Below are 16,679 nucleotides of genomic sequence, written 5' to 3' on the forward strand. Positions count from 1 at the left end.
TGCTCGAGACCTTGGCCGAGGCGCGTCCCGCCTCCGGCCTCTACGCCCGCTCACCAGCCGCGCCCCTTTTGACCGGCCGCTTGGGCGCCGCGCCTCCGGTGCACGGCAATGGGGGCATCGGAACCGCCCCGCGCGCCCCGAACCTCGTCGGCGAACACCATCAGCGCCTGACGTTCGATTTTTTCCCCGGCCGGCCCAACCCCTCCCTCTTTCCGACGCGGGCGTGGCGGCGGCACCTGGTGGCGTGCCTGTCGGGCGGCGCGCAAGAGCTCGTACGCTACGGCGACCCGGCCGGCGAATTCGGTCTCCGGGCGGCTCTATGCGCCCATCTGGCCGCGTCGCGGGCGATCGCGGCCGATCCCAACCAGGTTCTGATCCTCAACGGCGCGCAGGAGGGTCTGAGCCTGTGCGCCCACGTCCTCCTGCGCCGGGGCGCGACCGCCCTTGTCGAGAGCCCGTCGGTGCAGGGCGCGGTCTTTGCCTTCGAAGCCGCGGGTGCGGACGTCATCGCCGTACTGGTCGATCAGGACGGGCTCCGGACGGCGGACTTGCCCGATGTGGTCGCAGACATCGTCCACGTCACGCCCGCCCACCAGTTCCCGACCGGGGCCGTCTTGTCGCTGGAGCGGCGCGAGGTGCTGGCGGCCTGGGCGCGCCGGCACGAAAGCATCGTCCTGGAGAACGATTGCGTCGGGGATCTGCGCTACGAAGGGTCGCCACTGCCGGCGGTCGCCGCGCTTGCGCCGGACTGCACGATCCATGTCGGCAGCTTCTCGAAGACGCTCGGGGCGGGCTTGCGGCTCGGGTATATGGTGGTCCCGCCGCGGCTCATCCCGGCCTTCCGGGCCGCGAAGGCGCTGCTCAACAACGGCACGGCTTGGCTCGAGCAGGCCGCGCTCGGTGCCTTCATGGCGGGCGGGGCCTACGCCGCACACCTCGCGCGCCTGCGCGCCTCCTATCGGCTGTCCCGCGACGCACTCCTGGACGCGCTCGCCCGTCATTTTGGGCAGGTCGATGTCGGCGGCACGTCGGGCGGCCTGCACGTCCTCTGGCGGCTCCCCCCCGGCGTTCCGCCGACCCTGACCTTCGAGACTCTGGCGCGGCGGGCCCGAATCGGGATCTATGGCTTAGGCTCGGCCGGTGCCTGGGACACGACGGACTCCCCGCTGTCGCGCCGGGGCGTGATTCTGGGCTTCGGTGGGACGGCGCCTGAACAGATCGCCGAGGGGATCGCGCGCCTCTCGGACGTCGTTGATGACCGGCTGGACCGTCACCACGCGTTCGTCGACGACCTGCTGCTACCCGAGGCGGCGGGACGCCCCCTGGCCTTCGGGGTGTCGGACCGTCCGGCCCCATCGTTCCGGCGCGGACTGGCCCTTCACCCGGTGCGGCCGCGCCGGCCATCGTTGGGTCGCCCCTCCAGAAAGGACCCCACCCGGATGGCCGTCGTCGCCGGCATCTATCGCTACCCCGTCAAAGGCCTGAGCGCCGAGCCGCTTCGCGGCGTCGAACTCGAGGCCGGTCGCCCGTTCCCGTTCGACAGGATCTTCGCCCTCACGCGGCCGAATGTGCCGGTCGACGTCGAGGCCCCCAAATGGGCGAAGAAGGGCTTGTTCCTGATGCTGATGCTGGAGGAGGGGCTGGCCCGGGCGAGGACGGCACTGGACCTCGGGACGATGCGGATGACCGTCGAGGTCGACGGTGACGTGCAGCTCACGCTGCCGCTCGACACGCCCGAGGGCCGCGCGCGTGCGGAGGAGATTTTCGGGCGGCTCGCAGGGACCGGCGATGTCCTTCCGCGGCTGGTGCGCAGCCGGGGTGGGCATTTCATGGACAAGCCGGACAACGTGCTGTCGTTGATCAACCTCGCCACGGTGCGGGATCTCGAGCGACGGTGGGGCACCAGCCTCGACCCGCTGCGGTTCCGCGCGAACTTCTACGTCGATGGGCTGGAGCCGTGGGAGGAGTTCGACTGGGTCGGCCACGACGTCGTGGTGGGTGACGCCGTGCTCACTGTCGATCGGCGCAACGGGCGATGCGGGGCCACGAACGTCAATCCGCGCACCGGCCAGCGCGACCGGGACATCCCGCCCGCCCTGCGTGCGAGCTTCGGGCACAAGGACCTCGGCGTCTACCTGCTGGCGAAGACGGGCGGGAAGGTGGTCCTCGGCGATGCACTCTCGCTGAGCGGGGCGATCGAGCCGCGAGGGAGCGAGACAACGCCGCGCGGCCCGGGCGAATCGTCCAGCCGCTTCATCTGTCGAGGGTGCTACTTCATCTATGACGAGGGCGAACAAGCCTCGGACGCTCCACGGTCCGAGACCACCTTCGCCGCGCTACCGGCGAACTGGGTATGCCCGGATTGCGGGACCGACAAGGGTAAGTTTCGCCCCTACCGCGACCTCGCAGAGACGAGCGTGGCCTGAGGCATACTGGTCGAGACACGCCCATGGTTGTTCGGCGCTGATCGCTTCTCATACGCGTGCCCGCACGCAATACTGAGTTGATCGCGGTCGAATGGGAATATTCGCCGATGATAGCGCTTGCCCAGATGGGCGAACTGCTGCGTTCTTGCGGCAGCATTGCGCCCACTCCGGTCATTCGATTAGCGTCAGCAGCTCCTCTATAGCGGACATCCATCGAGGCAGCTGTCATGTCAGGCCATTCACATCAGCGCCGCTCCGAGAATTGATGTTGGTCCGATTGGACGCTTCGCCGAGTAAAACATCCGCCCGCGGGGACACCAGAAATCGAATCTGAGATAACCCGTGTGACCGGCAACGCCATCCGGGCTGGTGAACGCCGCAGCCCTCAAGCCCGCGGCGGTCGGATGCCGAGCAGGCGGATTACCACGAAGGCCAGGACGGCTGATGCCAGGCTGAGGCCGCACACGGCGAGGAAACCGTGCTGATCGTCGCCCAAGGGAAGACCCTTCACGTTCATGCCGAACAGGCCGGTTACGAAGGTCGGGGGCAGGAACAGCGCCGACAGCACTGACAGAACGTAGAGCTGCCGGTTGGTCGCCTCGGCGATGCGTTCGGACACCTCCTCTTGCAACAGCCGTGCGCGCTCCGCCTGCAGGGTCATGTCGCGGTCAAGAGCGTCTAGGCGTTGAGCCAAGCGGGCCGCCGCCGCGATTGCGGGCCCGTGCACGTCGTCCGTGGCCCCGTCCGCCTCCAGCCGGTGGAAGACGGCGGCAAGGCCGGTGATCTGCCGATGCAGGCGCACCGCGTTGCGGCGGACCGGCCCGAGCCTTCGGCGGTCGTTGCGAGTCCGTCCGTCGAGGATGTGATCCTCGATGCCGTCGAGCGCGTCGGAGAGTCTTTGCCCGGTAGTGGCCATCGCCGCTACGACGTGACCGACGAGAGTCTCAAGGAGCAATGTCGGCGAGGCGACGGTGTCGCCGCCTTCGACCGCGGCGCGGGTGGCGTCCGGGCTCTCCGCCGGTCCGCGGCGGCCGCTGACGAGGCTGCGCGGTCCCATGACGAAGTGGAGCCTGCCCGCTGGGGCAGGTTTCGCGCCCGGGTGCGCGAGGTCGGCGACGACGCCCCCTACGTGGTCAGCCTCAACCGTGACACGCTGGTGCTCGTCGGGCGCGAACACTGCCGTGGCGAGGCGGGTGGGACCGAACCTGCCTCTGCCCGCCGGCCCCGCGAGATCCACTGCTTCCAGGTCGTAGTGCAGCCATAGGAACCCACCGCCGAACGCGTCGATGTCCCTCGCCGCCTCTGCAGCCGCGACGGACCGCCCCCGCCCATCCGCGTCGAACGCCATGGCCCATAGGGGCTCGCCCGACCAGGTTGGTCCTGCCATGCCCGTCGTGGTCGAGAGCGCGGCGCTGGCGTCCACCGGTGGGTCCAACGGCTTCATGGGTGATCCATTCGATGATCAGCCCGGTGACAGCAGGCCGACGTGACCCGGGAAACTTTGAGCGGTGGTGCTCCGCCCGTATGGTGACCCCCGTACCTGAATCGAGGGCGACCGACGAGCGGCATGGGCGCCCCGGTGGACATCGAACCGACACGGCGCCTCCGAACGGTGGGCAAGATGTCCAACCCCTCGGCCGAACTCGCGCGGCGGGGGCACGCCAGGAACGCGCGAGCGTCCCATGTCGCTTTCGCCGTCGCCCTGTCCCTGGGCTTCGTACCCATCGTAGCGGTCGCTCAGTCCGCGAACACCGGCGCGGGCGGCGATCCGCGCACCTCGGTCGCCCAGCCCGAGGTATCCGGCAAGCCGTCGGCGGTAGCTACTACCTCGATCCAGGCGACCCTGGGCGACGCGGCGGACCCGACCGGCCTGCGTCGCTTCCTCTCCGACCGCGGGGTCGTCCTCAGCTTCAATGCCATCACCGACATCCTCGGCGACACCAGCGGCGGCACGCGCCGGACTGCGACGGTCCTAGGGCGGCTCGACATGCAGCTCGACGCCGACCTCGACCGCTTCGCCGGCTGGCGCGGCGCAGCGTTCCGGGTCGAGGCCTACCAGATCAACGGTGCCGGGCTGTCCCGGGCCGCCGTCAACGACCTGGCCGTGGTCAGCGAACTGGAGGCGCTGCCGTCCACGCGCCTGTACGAACTCTGGGTCGAGCAGCAGATCCTCGACGGGCAACTGGCGGTCAAGCTCGGGCAGGTGGCGGCCGACACCGAGTTCCTCGTTAGTCAGACCGCGACGCTGTTCATCAACTCGACGTTCGGCTGGCCGACCATCGCCGGCACCAACCTGCCGAGCGGCGGCCCGGCCTACCCATTCGGCGCGCCCGCGGTCCGGGCCAAGTACCTCCCGACCCCGAACCTGTCGTTCCAGGTCGGTCTGTTCGACGGCGACCCAGCCGGTCCGGCGCGGGCGTGGAACGACCCGGATCCGCAGCGGCGTGACCGCACCGGTACGAACTTCAGGCTGTCCGACCCGGCGTTCCTGATCGCGGAGGCCGCCTACGCGTACAACTTCGAGGAACGGGCCGGGTCCGGCCAGGTTCTGGACGAGCCCGGGACGGTGACGCTCGGGGGCTGGCACCATTTCGGTCGGTTCGATTCCCTCCGGGTCGACGACATCGGGCGCTCACTCGCCGACTCCTCGACCAGCGGGGTCGCCCGCAGGTTCCGGGGCGACGACGGCCTCTACGGGATCATCGACCAGACGATCTACCGAGAGCCGGACGATGGCGGCCAGGGCGCCAGTGCCTTCCTGCGGGCAGTGACATCGCCGGGCGACCGCAACCTAATCGACCTCTACCTCGACGCGGGCATCGGCTATCGCGGGCTGCTGCCTGGGCGGTCGAACGACACAGCGGGCGTGGCGGTTTCATACGCGCGCATCTCGCCGTCGGTCCGGGGCGCAGACCGCGACACCATTCTGGAGACGGGCATCGCGATGCCACGCCGACGGTTCGAGGCCTTGGTCGAGGCGACGTACCAAGCGGTCCTCGCCCCGGGCGTCACAGTGCAGCCGAACCTGCAGTACGTCTTCCACCCAGGGGGCAACATCCCTGACCCGCGCGACGACCTCGGGCGGCGAATACGGAACGCCACGGTCGTCGGCCTTCGGGCGACGCTGACCTACTAAGCGAGGTTCGACTTCATGCGGGCCATTGGAAATCGCCAACCGACCCGAGTGCGAACCCTATGAGCTTGAACGCCGTTCGGATAGCGCTCGTCAGGCGTGCACCGAAGACGGTTCTTCCGCCATGTCGAGGCGAGGAATATTCGGCGCGGCGAAGGCAAGCATGCGGTCACCCTCGTCGGGGGTGGCACACTCGTTGTCGACCGAGAGGAGTTCGACCGCCCCATCCGTCTTGATGATCAGCAGGGTGACCGCGTCGGTCTGCGACCCCGCGTTTGTGGGGACGACTTCGAATCGCCAGCCGGCCTCGTGCCGCCCGGTCAGGGCATCGAAGTCGAATTTGCCATCACCGAGAATCTTGCCGCGGGTATCCCGGCTAACGCCCGTGTCCTCGTGCAGGAAGTGGTCCTCCGACGGCGCGAGTTGGTAGACGCGCTCGCGGCCGATCTCGGGGCCAACCGAGTGCACACCAGCGCGTTGTAGAGCTCGTCCCGGGTCGCAGCGAGCATATGGTTCAGGGGGTGGTCGGCAAGACCTTCCTCGGCATGCCGCGACATGAGCTCGGCCTGCAGCGTTGGCACACCCGCGGCACGAGCGGACTGGAGCGCGCCGGGATAGGTGTCGATCAGCACCACCGGCACGCCCGCGCGATGCAGGGCGATGACCATGTCGCTCGCCCATGGGGACGCGCCGACGACAGCGAGCCGTTGGGTCTCGGCCGCGGTGGACAGGCCCAGTCGCCGGACCAGCGGTCCCAGCGAGAAGCCATGAAGGATGACCGTGGCCACAATGACTGCGAATACGGTGGGCTGGATCAGGTCGCCGCCAGCGTAGCCCGCCTCGCTCAGACGGGGACCGGCCAAACCGGCGACGGCGGCCGCGACGATGCCGCGGGGGCCGATCCAGCCCACGAACAGCCGCTCCCGCCGCGACAGGTCGCTTCCCAGCGTCGCGAGCCAGATGGCGGCCGGGCGGACCGCGAACAGGACGGCGGCCGTAAGAGCGAGGATGGGCAAGGACAGCTTACCGAGGACGCCGAGGTCGAGGTCGGCGGTGAGTACGATGAACAGGCACGATACCAGCAGCACAACAAGCGCCTCCTTGAACCGACGCAACTCGCCCAAGTCCGGCACGTGGCGGTTCGCCAGCGCGATCCCGAACACGGTCGCGCCGATCAGCCCGGCCTCGTGCATGAGCAGGTTCGGGACGACGTAGGCGACGAGCGTGAGCGCGAGCAGCACCGGCGTCTTGAGCGTTTCCGGGACGAGATCCCGCCGGAACGCCCAGGCCACCAATAGGGCGAAGCCAACGCCGAGCCCCCCCCGCCACCAGCACGCCCTCGGCGAGGTGGATCGCCAGTGCAACCGCCGGGGTCTCGCCGGCACCGTGCGGCACGCCCACCAGGATCTTGATGACGACCGCCGTGAGGATGGCCCCGACCGGATCGTTCACGATGGCCTCCCACTCAGGAAGGCGGCGGACCGGCGCTTCAGGCGGGCGTGGCGCAGCAGCGGCAGGATCACGGTCGGCCCGGTGACGACGAGGATGGCGCCGAACACCGACGCGGGGCCCCTCATCATCCTGCCGATGAGGGGCCCCGCGAGGGTGCCGAGGACAAAGTTGATGGGCAGCGCGAAGGCGGTGAGCCGGAGAACACCTTCCCCGGAGGCCCTGAGTTCGCGGTAATCGAGCGCGAGGCCACCCTCGAACACCACGATGGCCACCGCCAAGCCGATCAAGGGGCGCAAGTTTTCCCCGAATTCGCGGGACGGGTGCAGCAAGCCGAGCACGGGTCCGACAAGGAACCCGAGCGCGAGCAGCAGCACGATGGCGGGGATGCGCAGGCGCGCTGCGAGTACCTGGGCGGCTATGCCGCCGCCCACGATGCAGAGGACGGCCGTTGCCAAACCGTGTTCCATCCATCCCCCTCCGGGCAAACCTGTCGTCGCGACCGTCCGACGTTTCACCGGCCGAGGGATCGGCACCTCCGCCGTCGTGCGGGTCGGATCACATGCCCTACTACGGGTTGGAGCCTATGGGACTCCCGCCAAGGCCCCTGTCGGGGTCGCATCCCCGGCGTCCGTCTGACGATTGTCGAGCTTGCGCAGCTCGGTGGCGATGTCTTGCAGGCTGGTGTCGCCCTTGCGCAGGATTTGGTCGGCCTCGGACAAGCGCTCGCGTTCCACCACCGTGATGTCCCGAGCACTCAGCACCACCACTGGGACCTCGGCGCAGCCGGGCAGGTCCCGGAGCCGGTCGAGAAACGAGAACCCGTCCATGACCGGCATGGTCAGATCGAGCAGCACGAGGCGTGGCACGCCGTGCCGGACCTGGTTGAGCGCCTCGCAGCCGTTCCCGGCCTCGCGCACGCTCCAGCCGTTGCGCTCCAGCACCGTCCGGAGGCGGTGGCGCATGTCGGCGTCGTCGTCGACCAAGAGCACGTCGCCGTCGACCGCCCGGAACTGGTCCAGGATCGTGCGGAGCCGCGTCCAGTCCACCGGCTTGGGTACCGCCTCCACCGCCCCGAGCGAGGCACTCAGCGCCGCGTCGGCGACGAAACTCACCATGACCACGGGGATGGCGGCGGTCTCCGGATCAGCCTTCAGGGCGGCCAGCACCGACCAGCCGTCCATCTCCGGCATCATCACGTCGAGTAGGATCGCACGTGGCTTGAGCGACTTGGCGAGGTCGAGGCCTGTTCGTCCGTCGCTGGCCGTGCGCACGGCAAAGCGTTGGCGTTCGAGGAACCGGGTCATCAGCTCGCGTTGGTTAGCCTCGTCGTCGATGACCAGCACGAGGTCGCCCACCGTCACCTGGTTCTCGGGAACCGCCGGTGCCGCTTCGAAAACCTGCTCGGGAGCCGCTGCCGGGACGCGCAGGGTGAAGCTTGTCCCCTGGCCCTCGACGCTGTCGACCGTGATGTCGCCGCCGAGCAACTGGGCGAAGGCGCGGCTCAGAGCCAGACCGAGGCCGGTACCGCCATAGTTGCGCGTGGTGCTCTCGTCGGCTTGGGTGAACCGCTCGAACAGCCGCCCGACCTGTTCGGGATTCATGCCAATACCGGTGTCCTGCACCGTGAACCGGAGCCAGTCGCCGACAGCTTCGACCTCGCGGGCGGCACTCAGCGTGATGGTGCCGCCCTCGGTGAACTTGGCCGCGTTCGACAACAGGTTGAATACGCACTGCCGCAGCTTGGTCGCGTCCGTGCGCGCCCGGCCGACGTCATTGGCTACGTCCAAGACGAGAACGTTGCCCTTCTTGGCGACCAGCGCATCGACGGTGCCCGCAGCGTCCGCGACGAAGGCCGCGACGTCAATGTCCTCAGGGTAGAGTTCCATCTTCTCGGCCTCGACCTTCGACAGGTCGAGCACGTCGTTGATCAGCCCGAGGAGGTGCTGCGCGTTCGACTTGATCTTCCCGAGGTCCTTGAGGAGGCTGTCCTGGCCGAGCTCCTCGGCCTCCTCCTCCAGCATCTCGGAGTAGCCGATCACGGCCGAGAGCGGCGTGCGCAGCTCATGGCTCATGTTGGCCAGGAACCGGCTCTTGGCGCGGCTGTGTTCCTCGGCGGCATCGCGGGCCGCCTCCAGCGCCGTCTCGTACGCCTCGCGCTCGGTGATGTCGGCGTGGACGCCGACCCACTCGCGGATCGTCCCGTCAGGGTTGCGCACCGGCCGTCCCTTGACCGCGAACAGGCGGTATTCGCCGTCCCGATTCCGGACTCGGTGCCGAAGCTCGTAGCCCCTGTTCGCCGCGACAGCCTCACGCCACGCCGCCTTGGTCGGCTCGACATCGTCGGGGTGTACGGCCTCGGCCCAGCCCACGCCCTTGCATTCGGCCTCGGACTGACCGGTGTAGACCTGCCAGTATAGCTGCGGGCCCGTCATGGCGCCCCGCGCGTCGGCGGTCCAGATGATGTCGCCGACCGCCTCGGCGGCGGCCCGGAAGCGGCCCTCGCTGGCATGCAAATGGCGTTGCACCCGCTGCTGGTCGAACGAGGATGCGACAATGGCCATGAACAGGATGATGAAGGCCGCGCCCGCGACGTACAGGGCGAGGTGCTGCTGGCCCATACCCACGCCGCCGACGTGGGCGGCGTGCGCCCAGGCATCCTCGGTCGTGAAGGTCGCCGCGGCCATGCCGGTGTAGTGCATCCCGGCGACGGCCAAGCCCATCACGCTCGCGGCGACCAGCTTCTCCCAGACCTCGTTCTGCCGGAAAGTCAGCCACAGCGCCGCGGTCGCCGCGACGATCGCGATGCCGATGGAGGCCGCGACGGCGGGCAGGCTGTAGGCGAGGTTGCCGGGCACCCGCATCGCCGCCATCCCGGCATAATGCATTCCGGCGACCCCGGCGCCCATCAGCGGGCCGCTGACAAGGGCGTCGCGAGGGCCGGCCTCCTTGCGGCTGACCCAGGCGAAGGCCCCCCCCGTGGCGATGACGGCGATCAGGAGCGAGATGACCGTGATGCCGAGGTCGTAGGCTGCGGGCATTCCCATCTCGAAGGCGAGCATGCCGACGAAGTGCATCGCCCAGATCCCACCCCCCATCGCAACGGAGGCCGCGGCGACCCAGGCCCAGCGCAGGCCGGTCGAAGCCCCGCGGACGCGGGCGCCGAGGTCGAGCGCCGTATACGAGGCGAACACCGCAATGGCGACGGAGAGTGCCACAAGGGCGGGGTCGTAGCCGGTATGAACCATGGGAGTTCCAGTGGATGCCGGTCGCTTAATGAACCAGGAACTGAGCAGACTTGGGGCAATAAGCACTCAGGCCTCGTATGCGTCGGGAGGGGATGCGGCTGCCAAGATCGTGATGCATGCCTCAGTCAGTCGGATCGGACCTAAATCCGCCTGCATCCCCTTCCCATTGGTTGGTTCTACCGGAAAGAGCTTCCGGCATGACACCGCGCCCGCGGCCATCCAAAAGGACGGTCGCCGATGGCGGGAACGGGATAACCACCCTAAAAACGAAGACCCTCATCATCGCCGCCCTGGCGTTGGCCATACCCATCGCCGCACAGTCGCAGGGCCTGGTGCGTGGGGCGCAGGAGGGAGCCGACGACGGCCGTGCGGCCGGCGGACCCATCGGCGCCATCGTCGGCGGCGCCATCGGCGCAGCCACCGGCACCGTCGACGGTATCCTCGGCGTCGACGACCGCCCGCGCTTCCGCACCTACGTCCGCGGCGAAAGCCGGGCTTCCTACGCGTACGACGGCGACGTCCGCGTCGGCACCGTTCTGCCGTCGGCGGGCGTGAGCTGCTACGACGTCCCGGAGGAGTATGGTGCCCGCGGAACACGCTACACCGTTGTGAACGGCCATACTGTCCTGGTCGAGCGTGGCAGTGGCTGCATCGTCGAAGTCATCAACTGACCACCGCATTACGCAGGCCCGGACCTGCGGGTTCGAGCCTCCTTCCCGGCCTTCGTCCAAGGTCCGCCCGAAGGGGACCGGTCAGGACAGGAAGCGAAGACGAGTCACGACGGCAGCCGTCGAGGCGATGAGTAGGCCAAGGACCGCGGCCTAGGCCGCGGCGCTAACGCCCTTCCGCTCGTTGTCGTTGTCGGCGAGCGTAGCCAAGGTGCGGTGGCATCGTTCGACGACGGCGGTAGGGTCAACCGCTCTCAATGCGACCATGTCAGCCATGGATTGCCCCTACGAACGGCAGCGTCCGTCGCACGAAAAACAGGGTGGCCGTCCGCATAGAACCTTCCCTTCTAGGAATGAACTACCGCGCGGCCGGAACTTCTGCCGTCAGTCGTGGGACGGCAGAATGAAGTCGTCGGCGACCTCGACGGTGTGGACGTCGAACCGCGCCAACAGGGCCGTACCGAAGCTGGTCGAGATGGCGACGTCCGTCGCGTCGCGCCCGCGGGCTATGACGATGCGGCCGATCCGTCTGGCGTCATGGCGGGCGTCGAAAGTGTACCAGCGGAGACCTTCGGGGCCTTCAAGATAAACTTCGAACCACGCCGAGAAATCCATCGGGTTGGGGTCCACCGGCACCCCGATGTCGCCGAGATAGCCGGTGCAGTACCGCGCCGGGATGTTCATGCACCGGCACAGCGTCACTGCGAGGTGGGCGAAGTCGCGGCAGACGCCTACCCGCTGGTGGTACCCATCGAAGGCAGAGCGCGTCGCGTCGGCAAGTTGGTAGTCGAAACGGATGCGCTCGTGCGCCCAGGTGACGATGGCCTGAACCCGTCCCCACCCCTCGGCGGCGTTACCGAACAACGACCAGGCCGTGCCGGCGAGCTTATCGGTGTCACAGTAGCGCGAGCCTAGCAGATAGACGAGCACGTCGTCCGGCAAGTCCTGGACGGCGATCTGCCGGGCGTCGGGCGCGTAGGCGTCGGGCTCGCCGCTGTCGGCGATCAGGAAGTCCGCCGAGATCGTCATCCGCCCGCCCGGGGAGACGAGGCGAACGCATTTGTTGCCGAACCCATCCGTGTAGGCCCGCATCGGTACCGGCGGGTCGGCCCGCATCGCATCCGAGGTCAGCAGGTCGTGGTCGCGGGAGGGGTGGACGTTCAACTGGTAGATGATCGGCGTCGGACCGAACGTGTCGTAGCCGATGGTGTATCCAGCCCTGATCCTCATGTTCTACCCCGTGGTTGGGAGGTTCGCCGCATCTTCGGTTCGGCGGTGTCCGGCGATGCCTGCATGGGCCGTGCCCCGCCCGGGGGAGACCGGCTCAAAGCGTAAGCAGCAACGCGGAGTATCCGGCGGCCCCGAGCACGAAGGCCCAAAATCGGCTCTGGCGCTCGCTCGGGACCTCGTCCTTGAGGACGTTGAGGATCACGCCGCCGAGAAAAGCCGTCAAGGCGGCGATAGCCGCGTCCGAGACCAACGTGGCCGCGCCGACGGCGAAACCTGCGAGCACGGCGACGACAAGGACCCAGCGCCCGATCCTGCGGTAGGCGGCCTTGTGGTCCTCGTTCAGGCCGTAGTCGGTGACGACGAAGTGCAGCGCCATGGCCACCGTGAAGAAGGCCAGCGATGCGGGCCCCGTCGCCTCGCGATGGAGGAGCAGATAGCCGACGAGGCCGTTGTAGAGGCGGAAGGACCCCATGTGGATCCAGAACACCCCGGCCCCGGTGCCGACGTCGACCGAGGCGCCGACAGAGTCGGTAACTGGGATGCCCGCCCGGCGGGAGCGGCCGACCTTGGCGAGCCGGTCGAGCCCGTAGCACGCCATCAGGCCGGCGAGCGCGATCAGGTAGACGTGGCGCTCCGAGAAGCCGCCGAAGGTGTCCCCGGCCATGCGGCCGACGCTGGCCTCGCCACCGGCCAGTTCCGGGAGGAAGTGGACGAACACGTAGGCCACCGCGACCCCGCCCGCGGCGGAAAGCCAGACGCTTCGTGGCGAGCCGTCGAGGAATCGGAGGGTCGGCGTCACGACATGTACGACCGCAAGCAGGACAGCCGCCAGGGCCGCGGAGAGTAGGACGGAGGTCGTCACCGCGATCCGACTCAATCGGCTTTCGGAGCCGATGCCGGAGCCACCGGCTGGGGTGGAACCGGATGCACCGTCATGCCCAGTGCCTGGTCCGAGAGTCCCTCCGGGCTTCCGCGAGCTTGGCCTGGGCCGCCGAGAGTTCCTGGCGGTTCGTCCCGAGCCGGTCGTCGAGAGCGGCCATCTCCTTGTTGCGAGTGGCCAGCGTCTCGGTCAGGGAGGCGCGAGATCCAGCGGGGCATCAACACGTCGGTGATGCTCACCGAGGAGGCGGTCAAGCGCGCCGCCGCCGGCAAGACCCGCTCCGACACGACGCAGCGGACCATCGAGGAGATCACCGCCCGGGTGGAGGAGAACGTCCGGACCTTCCAGCAGATCGTGGCCTCCACGAACCAGCAGCAGCTCGGGATCGAGCAGGTGATGGGCGCGCTCCAGAACATCCGGCAGGCGAGCCAGCAGACCGCGGCCGGCACGCGGCAGGTGGAATCCGCCTCGGCCAACCTCACGGAGCTGGCTCAGTCTCTCATGGTTCTGGCGGAGCGCTACCGGCATTAGCGTCGGAGTTCGCAGCTTCCGCCTCTAGGACCTGCGCACGTGCGATAAACAGGTCGATCTGCGCGACACCCTGATTGATCGCCGTGACGAGGTTTGCGTTCGCGGTATCGATCCCCGGGTCTTCGGTCGGCCGCCGCGCGCGTAGATCTGCGAGCAGGGTCGTCATCTGGTCGCGGTGACCTCTCAGGTCGGCCAGGATCACCTCGACCCTCGCCGCCTGTAGGGTCGCCGCCTGGCCTCGGGCGAGCATCCCCGCCGCGGTGACGTCGACGCGGGCGAGGGCAGAATGATCTTCATCTCGCAGGCGTAGCGGTATGATCGTTTCGGCCATGACCCCGAGCCCGCTCTGCCTGAAGCACTGTAATGCGGTGCAAGCCCGTTGGCTGTATACGAGCATGCTACGATTTTAAGTCAATGGCCGGCTCCATCAACGCGTTCTGACCGACGGCTCTATATGGCCCATGATGTGTTCGTCAGACGGTCCGGCTGCAGACACTGACCGCATAGCTATGTCCACCTGCCACCCGAGACGCTCCGCACGGGGTCGCGTCGCTGATCGTCGCCCGCTATTTCTCGGCAGCTCATTGGCGATGCGTCCCGCGGTAGATCTGACGATGGTGAGAGGTCGGGACACATAATGTTTTGATGCGGAACGGCGCGCCGATGCGGAACGCGGATTGGGCCTTCGCTGTCGAAGAAGCGTGCGTTGCCGTTTGTATCCTGCGTGTGCGGGCACACACCGGTCTGCCGACGTCCCCCGCCCACCGGATCGATTGTGCGCAATCCTAGTTGTCAGTTGCTTCCGGAGTTTCCTGCCGCACCAAACCGTCAGGGAATCACCGTGAACAAGCTCGCTCTAGCCGCCGTCATTGCCTCGGCGTTCGCGACACCCGCTTACGCGCAGGCCGTCTTCGAGACCCCGAACAGCACCACCGTTATCGTCCCGCCCTGCGCACCTGGCGTGGTCACCCGCCAGCCCGGTTCGACCGGCGATGCGCCGGCAGCAACTTATTCCCCAACTGGCCGTGCCGCCGATGGTATCGCCACGGACTCCGCAGTTGCCGGCAATGAGGGGCAGCCCTCGCGGGTCGGCTCGACCGGCAGCGGTGGCGGGAAGTGACGATTTAGACACAGGCACGGAACAGGCTTTGCTTCAGCACACGCCAGTTCGTTCCTGAGACTGCGGACCTCCTCAGCCCCGCCGGCTCAGCCGCGCGGGGCTTTTTCGCGCAATGGGCGGACGCACCCTAGCGCGGGCGGACATGTGTCCCCAATTCCCTTCCATCAGTGAAGCCAGCGCTCAACAGGAGCGATCAATGCCTATCGCAGCTGTTTGCGTGATTGGAATTCTAGCCGGCCTCGTCGAGTTCGCTTGCCTTTGTTACGAGGCCCCCGAAACCAACGACGAGTGACCTACGAGCTGACGCCGCAGAGCATATCGTCCGAAGTGGCCAGACCAACTGTCACTTCCCGCCAACGCTGACACTACGGGCCATGACCCAGCCGTGGTCACAGGGACCGGTGTACGTTTGCTCGACGGGTACGAGGATCGTCGTTTGGCAGCCGAGCGTCGCAGAACCGTAGACGACGCCGAGCCACGGCCCGAGTTTTTCGCAGACCACCACCATGTCACCGTCGTGCAGGCGTCCGATCTCGCGGAACGGCGCTTCGCCCGGCCCGCTCTGTACTGGGAGAAAGCCGTCCGGCGCTGATCCGACTTCGACGACGTGTCCTTTCTCGGGGCAAGCGTCATCGCCGATTGATCCATGCATCAGGATCGGCACGTTCAGGGGCGCTGTCTCAGCCAGGGCGAGACTGGGCAGCACAAGCGTGAGAAGCTGCCCAAGCCCTAACGCCATCAGGGTCGAGGATTTGGTGCGTCGCATCCCATGCCCGCGCACCGCTGACCTACTTGCCACCGCCAGCCTTGTAGGCCGTGATAGCGCGGCGGCAGTTCTCCGAGATCTTGTCCATGTTCTTCTGGAAGCAGGCATCCATCTCCGGGCTGTTCGGATCGTTGCCGGTGCAGAAAGTCACCGCATCACCGGAGCAATAAGTCTTCAGATCCTTGTTGCCCCGCGTGGTCTCCGGCGCAGCAACTGCGGCCACGCTCCATGCGAGAAGACTGGCGGTAAAACCGAGAGCGATGCGGGTGGTGCGCATGATGGCTGCCTATCACGAGAGATGGCGGTATCGAGAGCGCACCGGCTTGTCCGATCCATGCACCGCTGGAACCCATTCTGCAGGCCCGAGCAGGCGGGAAGATGGCGCTGCCAGTATTACCTCAGCGGCACCAGGGAGCGGCCCCACACCACCGGAGAGGGGCTTGGTCGATGGCTCCGGTGGTCGTGGGATCGGCAGACGGAAGGTGTGCGATCGTTCGTTCCGCGGGGCGGTTGGCTTCCACCAGCTTCCCGGCCGACAAGCAGCACAGTGCGAGGGCGGCGATCCAGAGAACGCCTCTCAGGGTTCGTGTCGTTCGCTTAGACATATCGACGACGGTGACGGCCGTCGGTTAGCGAAACCTTGCACGCCCACGATGCGTCCGGCGGGTGCTTAGGACTGGACCCGCGTGTTGGCGATTATCGAGGGCCGCGAGCCGGCGCTTGCGTTCTCCAGTCCCGCCGCACCGATCCTCACGGGACGGCCCGGCCAACGCCGGGAACTGGTCCACGATTGCCTATCGTCGCATGCTAGCCCGCCGCATGCTTTACGGTGTCGCGAACGACTCAGGCGGGCTGACGGGAGGATGCGGGACTTCAGCAGGCGCGGTAAGCTGGCGCCGTCAGCTCACTCGCGGCTGAGGGCCGGCCATTGCGTGATGACCGACGCATCAGCCGGCATATAGGCGTCGACGATCGCACCCTTGCGGCTGACGACGCAGATCATCGCCGCCTGGCGCACTTCGTACATCATCGGCCGCTCGTAGGCGATGCGGAACAGCACCGGCGCGAAGTAGTCGCCCTTCTTGTCAGTCCGATCCGCGCCCGCCGAGACCGCCTCGACCTGCTTCATGCCGGCCTTGGTCGCTTCGCTCAGCACGGTGGCACGACAGGTATCCACCGTGCGGTTGCGGCCCGGAACCTCCGGAAGAGGCTGCCCAATGGTTTGCAG

General features: G+C 67.7%; 13 protein-coding genes and 2 pseudogenes. 5 read left to right on the plus strand and 10 right to left on the minus strand.

Annotation, left to right across the window (positions count from 1 at the left end; genetic code table 11):
• Nucleotides 1-2,426, plus strand: a 2,426-nt coding sequence (locus tag MKK75_RS06970) for an aminotransferase class I/II-fold pyridoxal phosphate-dependent enzyme (RefSeq protein ID WP_244041884.1), incomplete at its 5' end; no start/stop codon positions are given.
• 385 nt (nt 2,427-2,811) lie between these two features.
• Here MKK75_RS06970 and MKK75_RS06975 read toward each other — a convergent pair.
• Complete coding sequence (locus tag MKK75_RS06975) at nt 2,812-3,774, minus strand: CorA family divalent cation transporter (RefSeq protein WP_244041885.1); 963 nt, start codon at nt 3,772-3,774, stop codon at nt 2,812-2,814.
• Nucleotides 3,775-4,047: 273 nt separating this feature from the next.
• Between MKK75_RS06975 and MKK75_RS06980 the strand changes: the two genes are divergently transcribed.
• Complete coding sequence (locus tag MKK75_RS06980) at nt 4,048-5,562, plus strand: carbohydrate porin (protein ID WP_244041886.1); 1,515 nt, start codon at nt 4,048-4,050, stop codon at nt 5,560-5,562.
• A gap of 317 nt (nt 5,563-5,879) precedes the next feature.
• Here MKK75_RS06980 and MKK75_RS06985 read toward each other — a convergent pair whose 3' ends face one another.
• From MKK75_RS06985 to MKK75_RS06995, 3 genes are all read right to left on the minus strand, one after another.
• Entirely contained in the window at nt 5,880-6,851 is a 972-nt protein-coding gene (locus tag MKK75_RS06985) for a cation:proton antiporter (protein ID WP_244041887.1), read from the minus strand.
• 156 nt (nt 6,852-7,007) lie between these two features.
• Nucleotides 7,008-7,478, minus strand: coding sequence for a cation:proton antiporter (locus tag MKK75_RS06990; RefSeq protein WP_244041888.1), 471 nt, complete (start codon nt 7,476-7,478; stop codon nt 7,008-7,010).
• Nucleotides 7,479-7,592: 114 nt separating this feature from the next.
• The gene (locus MKK75_RS06995; RefSeq protein ID WP_244041889.1) at nt 7,593-10,256 is read right to left on the minus strand and encodes an MHYT domain-containing protein; all 2,664 of its coding nucleotides are present in this window, start codon (nt 10,254-10,256) and stop codon (nt 7,593-7,595) included.
• Between the two features lie 197 nt (nt 10,257-10,453).
• Here MKK75_RS06995 and MKK75_RS07000 point away from each other — a divergent pair, with 197 nt between their 5' ends.
• Entirely contained in the window at nt 10,454-10,927 is a 474-nt protein-coding gene (locus MKK75_RS07000; protein ID WP_244041890.1) for a DUF1236 domain-containing protein, read from the plus strand.
• A gap of 381 nt (nt 10,928-11,308) precedes the next feature.
• Here MKK75_RS07000 and MKK75_RS07005 read toward each other — a convergent pair whose 3' ends face one another.
• Both MKK75_RS07005 and MKK75_RS07010 read right to left on the minus strand, forming a co-directional pair.
• Nucleotides 11,309-12,154: a transglutaminase-like domain-containing protein gene (locus MKK75_RS07005; protein WP_244041891.1), complete on the minus strand. Its 846-nt coding sequence runs from the start codon at nt 12,152-12,154 to the stop codon at nt 11,309-11,311.
• 94 nt (nt 12,155-12,248) lie between these two features.
• Nucleotides 12,249-13,016 (minus strand): hypothetical protein, encoded by a 768-nt coding sequence (locus MKK75_RS07010; protein ID WP_244041892.1) that lies wholly within the window; start codon nt 13,014-13,016, stop codon nt 12,249-12,251.
• Nucleotides 13,017-13,235: 219 nt separating this feature from the next.
• Between MKK75_RS07010 and MKK75_RS07015 the strand changes: the two are divergent.
• A pseudogene (locus tag MKK75_RS07015) lies at nt 13,236-13,565 on the plus strand (hypothetical protein); the annotation flags it as partial.
• On the opposite strand, the gene MKK75_RS07020 reads toward MKK75_RS07015, so the two are convergent.
• On the minus strand, nt 13,534-13,896 hold the full coding sequence (locus tag MKK75_RS07020; RefSeq protein ID WP_244041893.1) for a hypothetical protein: 363 nt from the start codon (nt 13,894-13,896) through the stop codon (nt 13,534-13,536). The pseudogene MKK75_RS07015 and the gene MKK75_RS07020 sit on opposite strands and share 32 nt — an antisense overlap.
• 510 nt (nt 13,897-14,406) lie before the next feature.
• Between MKK75_RS07020 and MKK75_RS07025 the strand changes: the two genes are divergently transcribed.
• Nucleotides 14,407-14,685, plus strand: a complete 279-nt coding sequence (locus tag MKK75_RS07025; protein ID WP_244041894.1) for a hypothetical protein — start codon at nt 14,407-14,409, stop codon at nt 14,683-14,685.
• 343 nt (nt 14,686-15,028) lie between these two features.
• On the opposite strand, the gene MKK75_RS07030 is transcribed toward MKK75_RS07025, so the two are convergent.
• From MKK75_RS07030 to MKK75_RS07040, 3 genes and pseudogenes are all read right to left on the minus strand, one after another.
• Nucleotides 15,029-15,451 carry an integron gene (locus MKK75_RS07030; protein ID WP_244041895.1) on the minus strand — a complete coding sequence of 141 codons (423 nt, stop codon included), beginning with the start codon at nt 15,449-15,451 and terminating at the stop codon, nt 15,029-15,031.
• Nucleotides 15,452-15,473: 22 nt separating this feature from the next.
• On the minus strand, nt 15,474-15,728 hold the full coding sequence (locus tag MKK75_RS07035; protein ID WP_244041896.1) for a 3',5'-cyclic-nucleotide phosphodiesterase: 255 nt from the start codon (nt 15,726-15,728) through the stop codon (nt 15,474-15,476).
• Between the two features lie 627 nt (nt 15,729-16,355).
• Nucleotides 16,356-16,679, minus strand: a pseudogene (locus MKK75_RS07040) (hypothetical protein); the annotation flags it as partial.

It is taken from the genome of Methylobacterium sp. J-030, from assembly GCF_022829545.1.
Classification (GTDB): Bacteria; Pseudomonadota; Alphaproteobacteria; order Rhizobiales; family Beijerinckiaceae; genus Methylobacterium.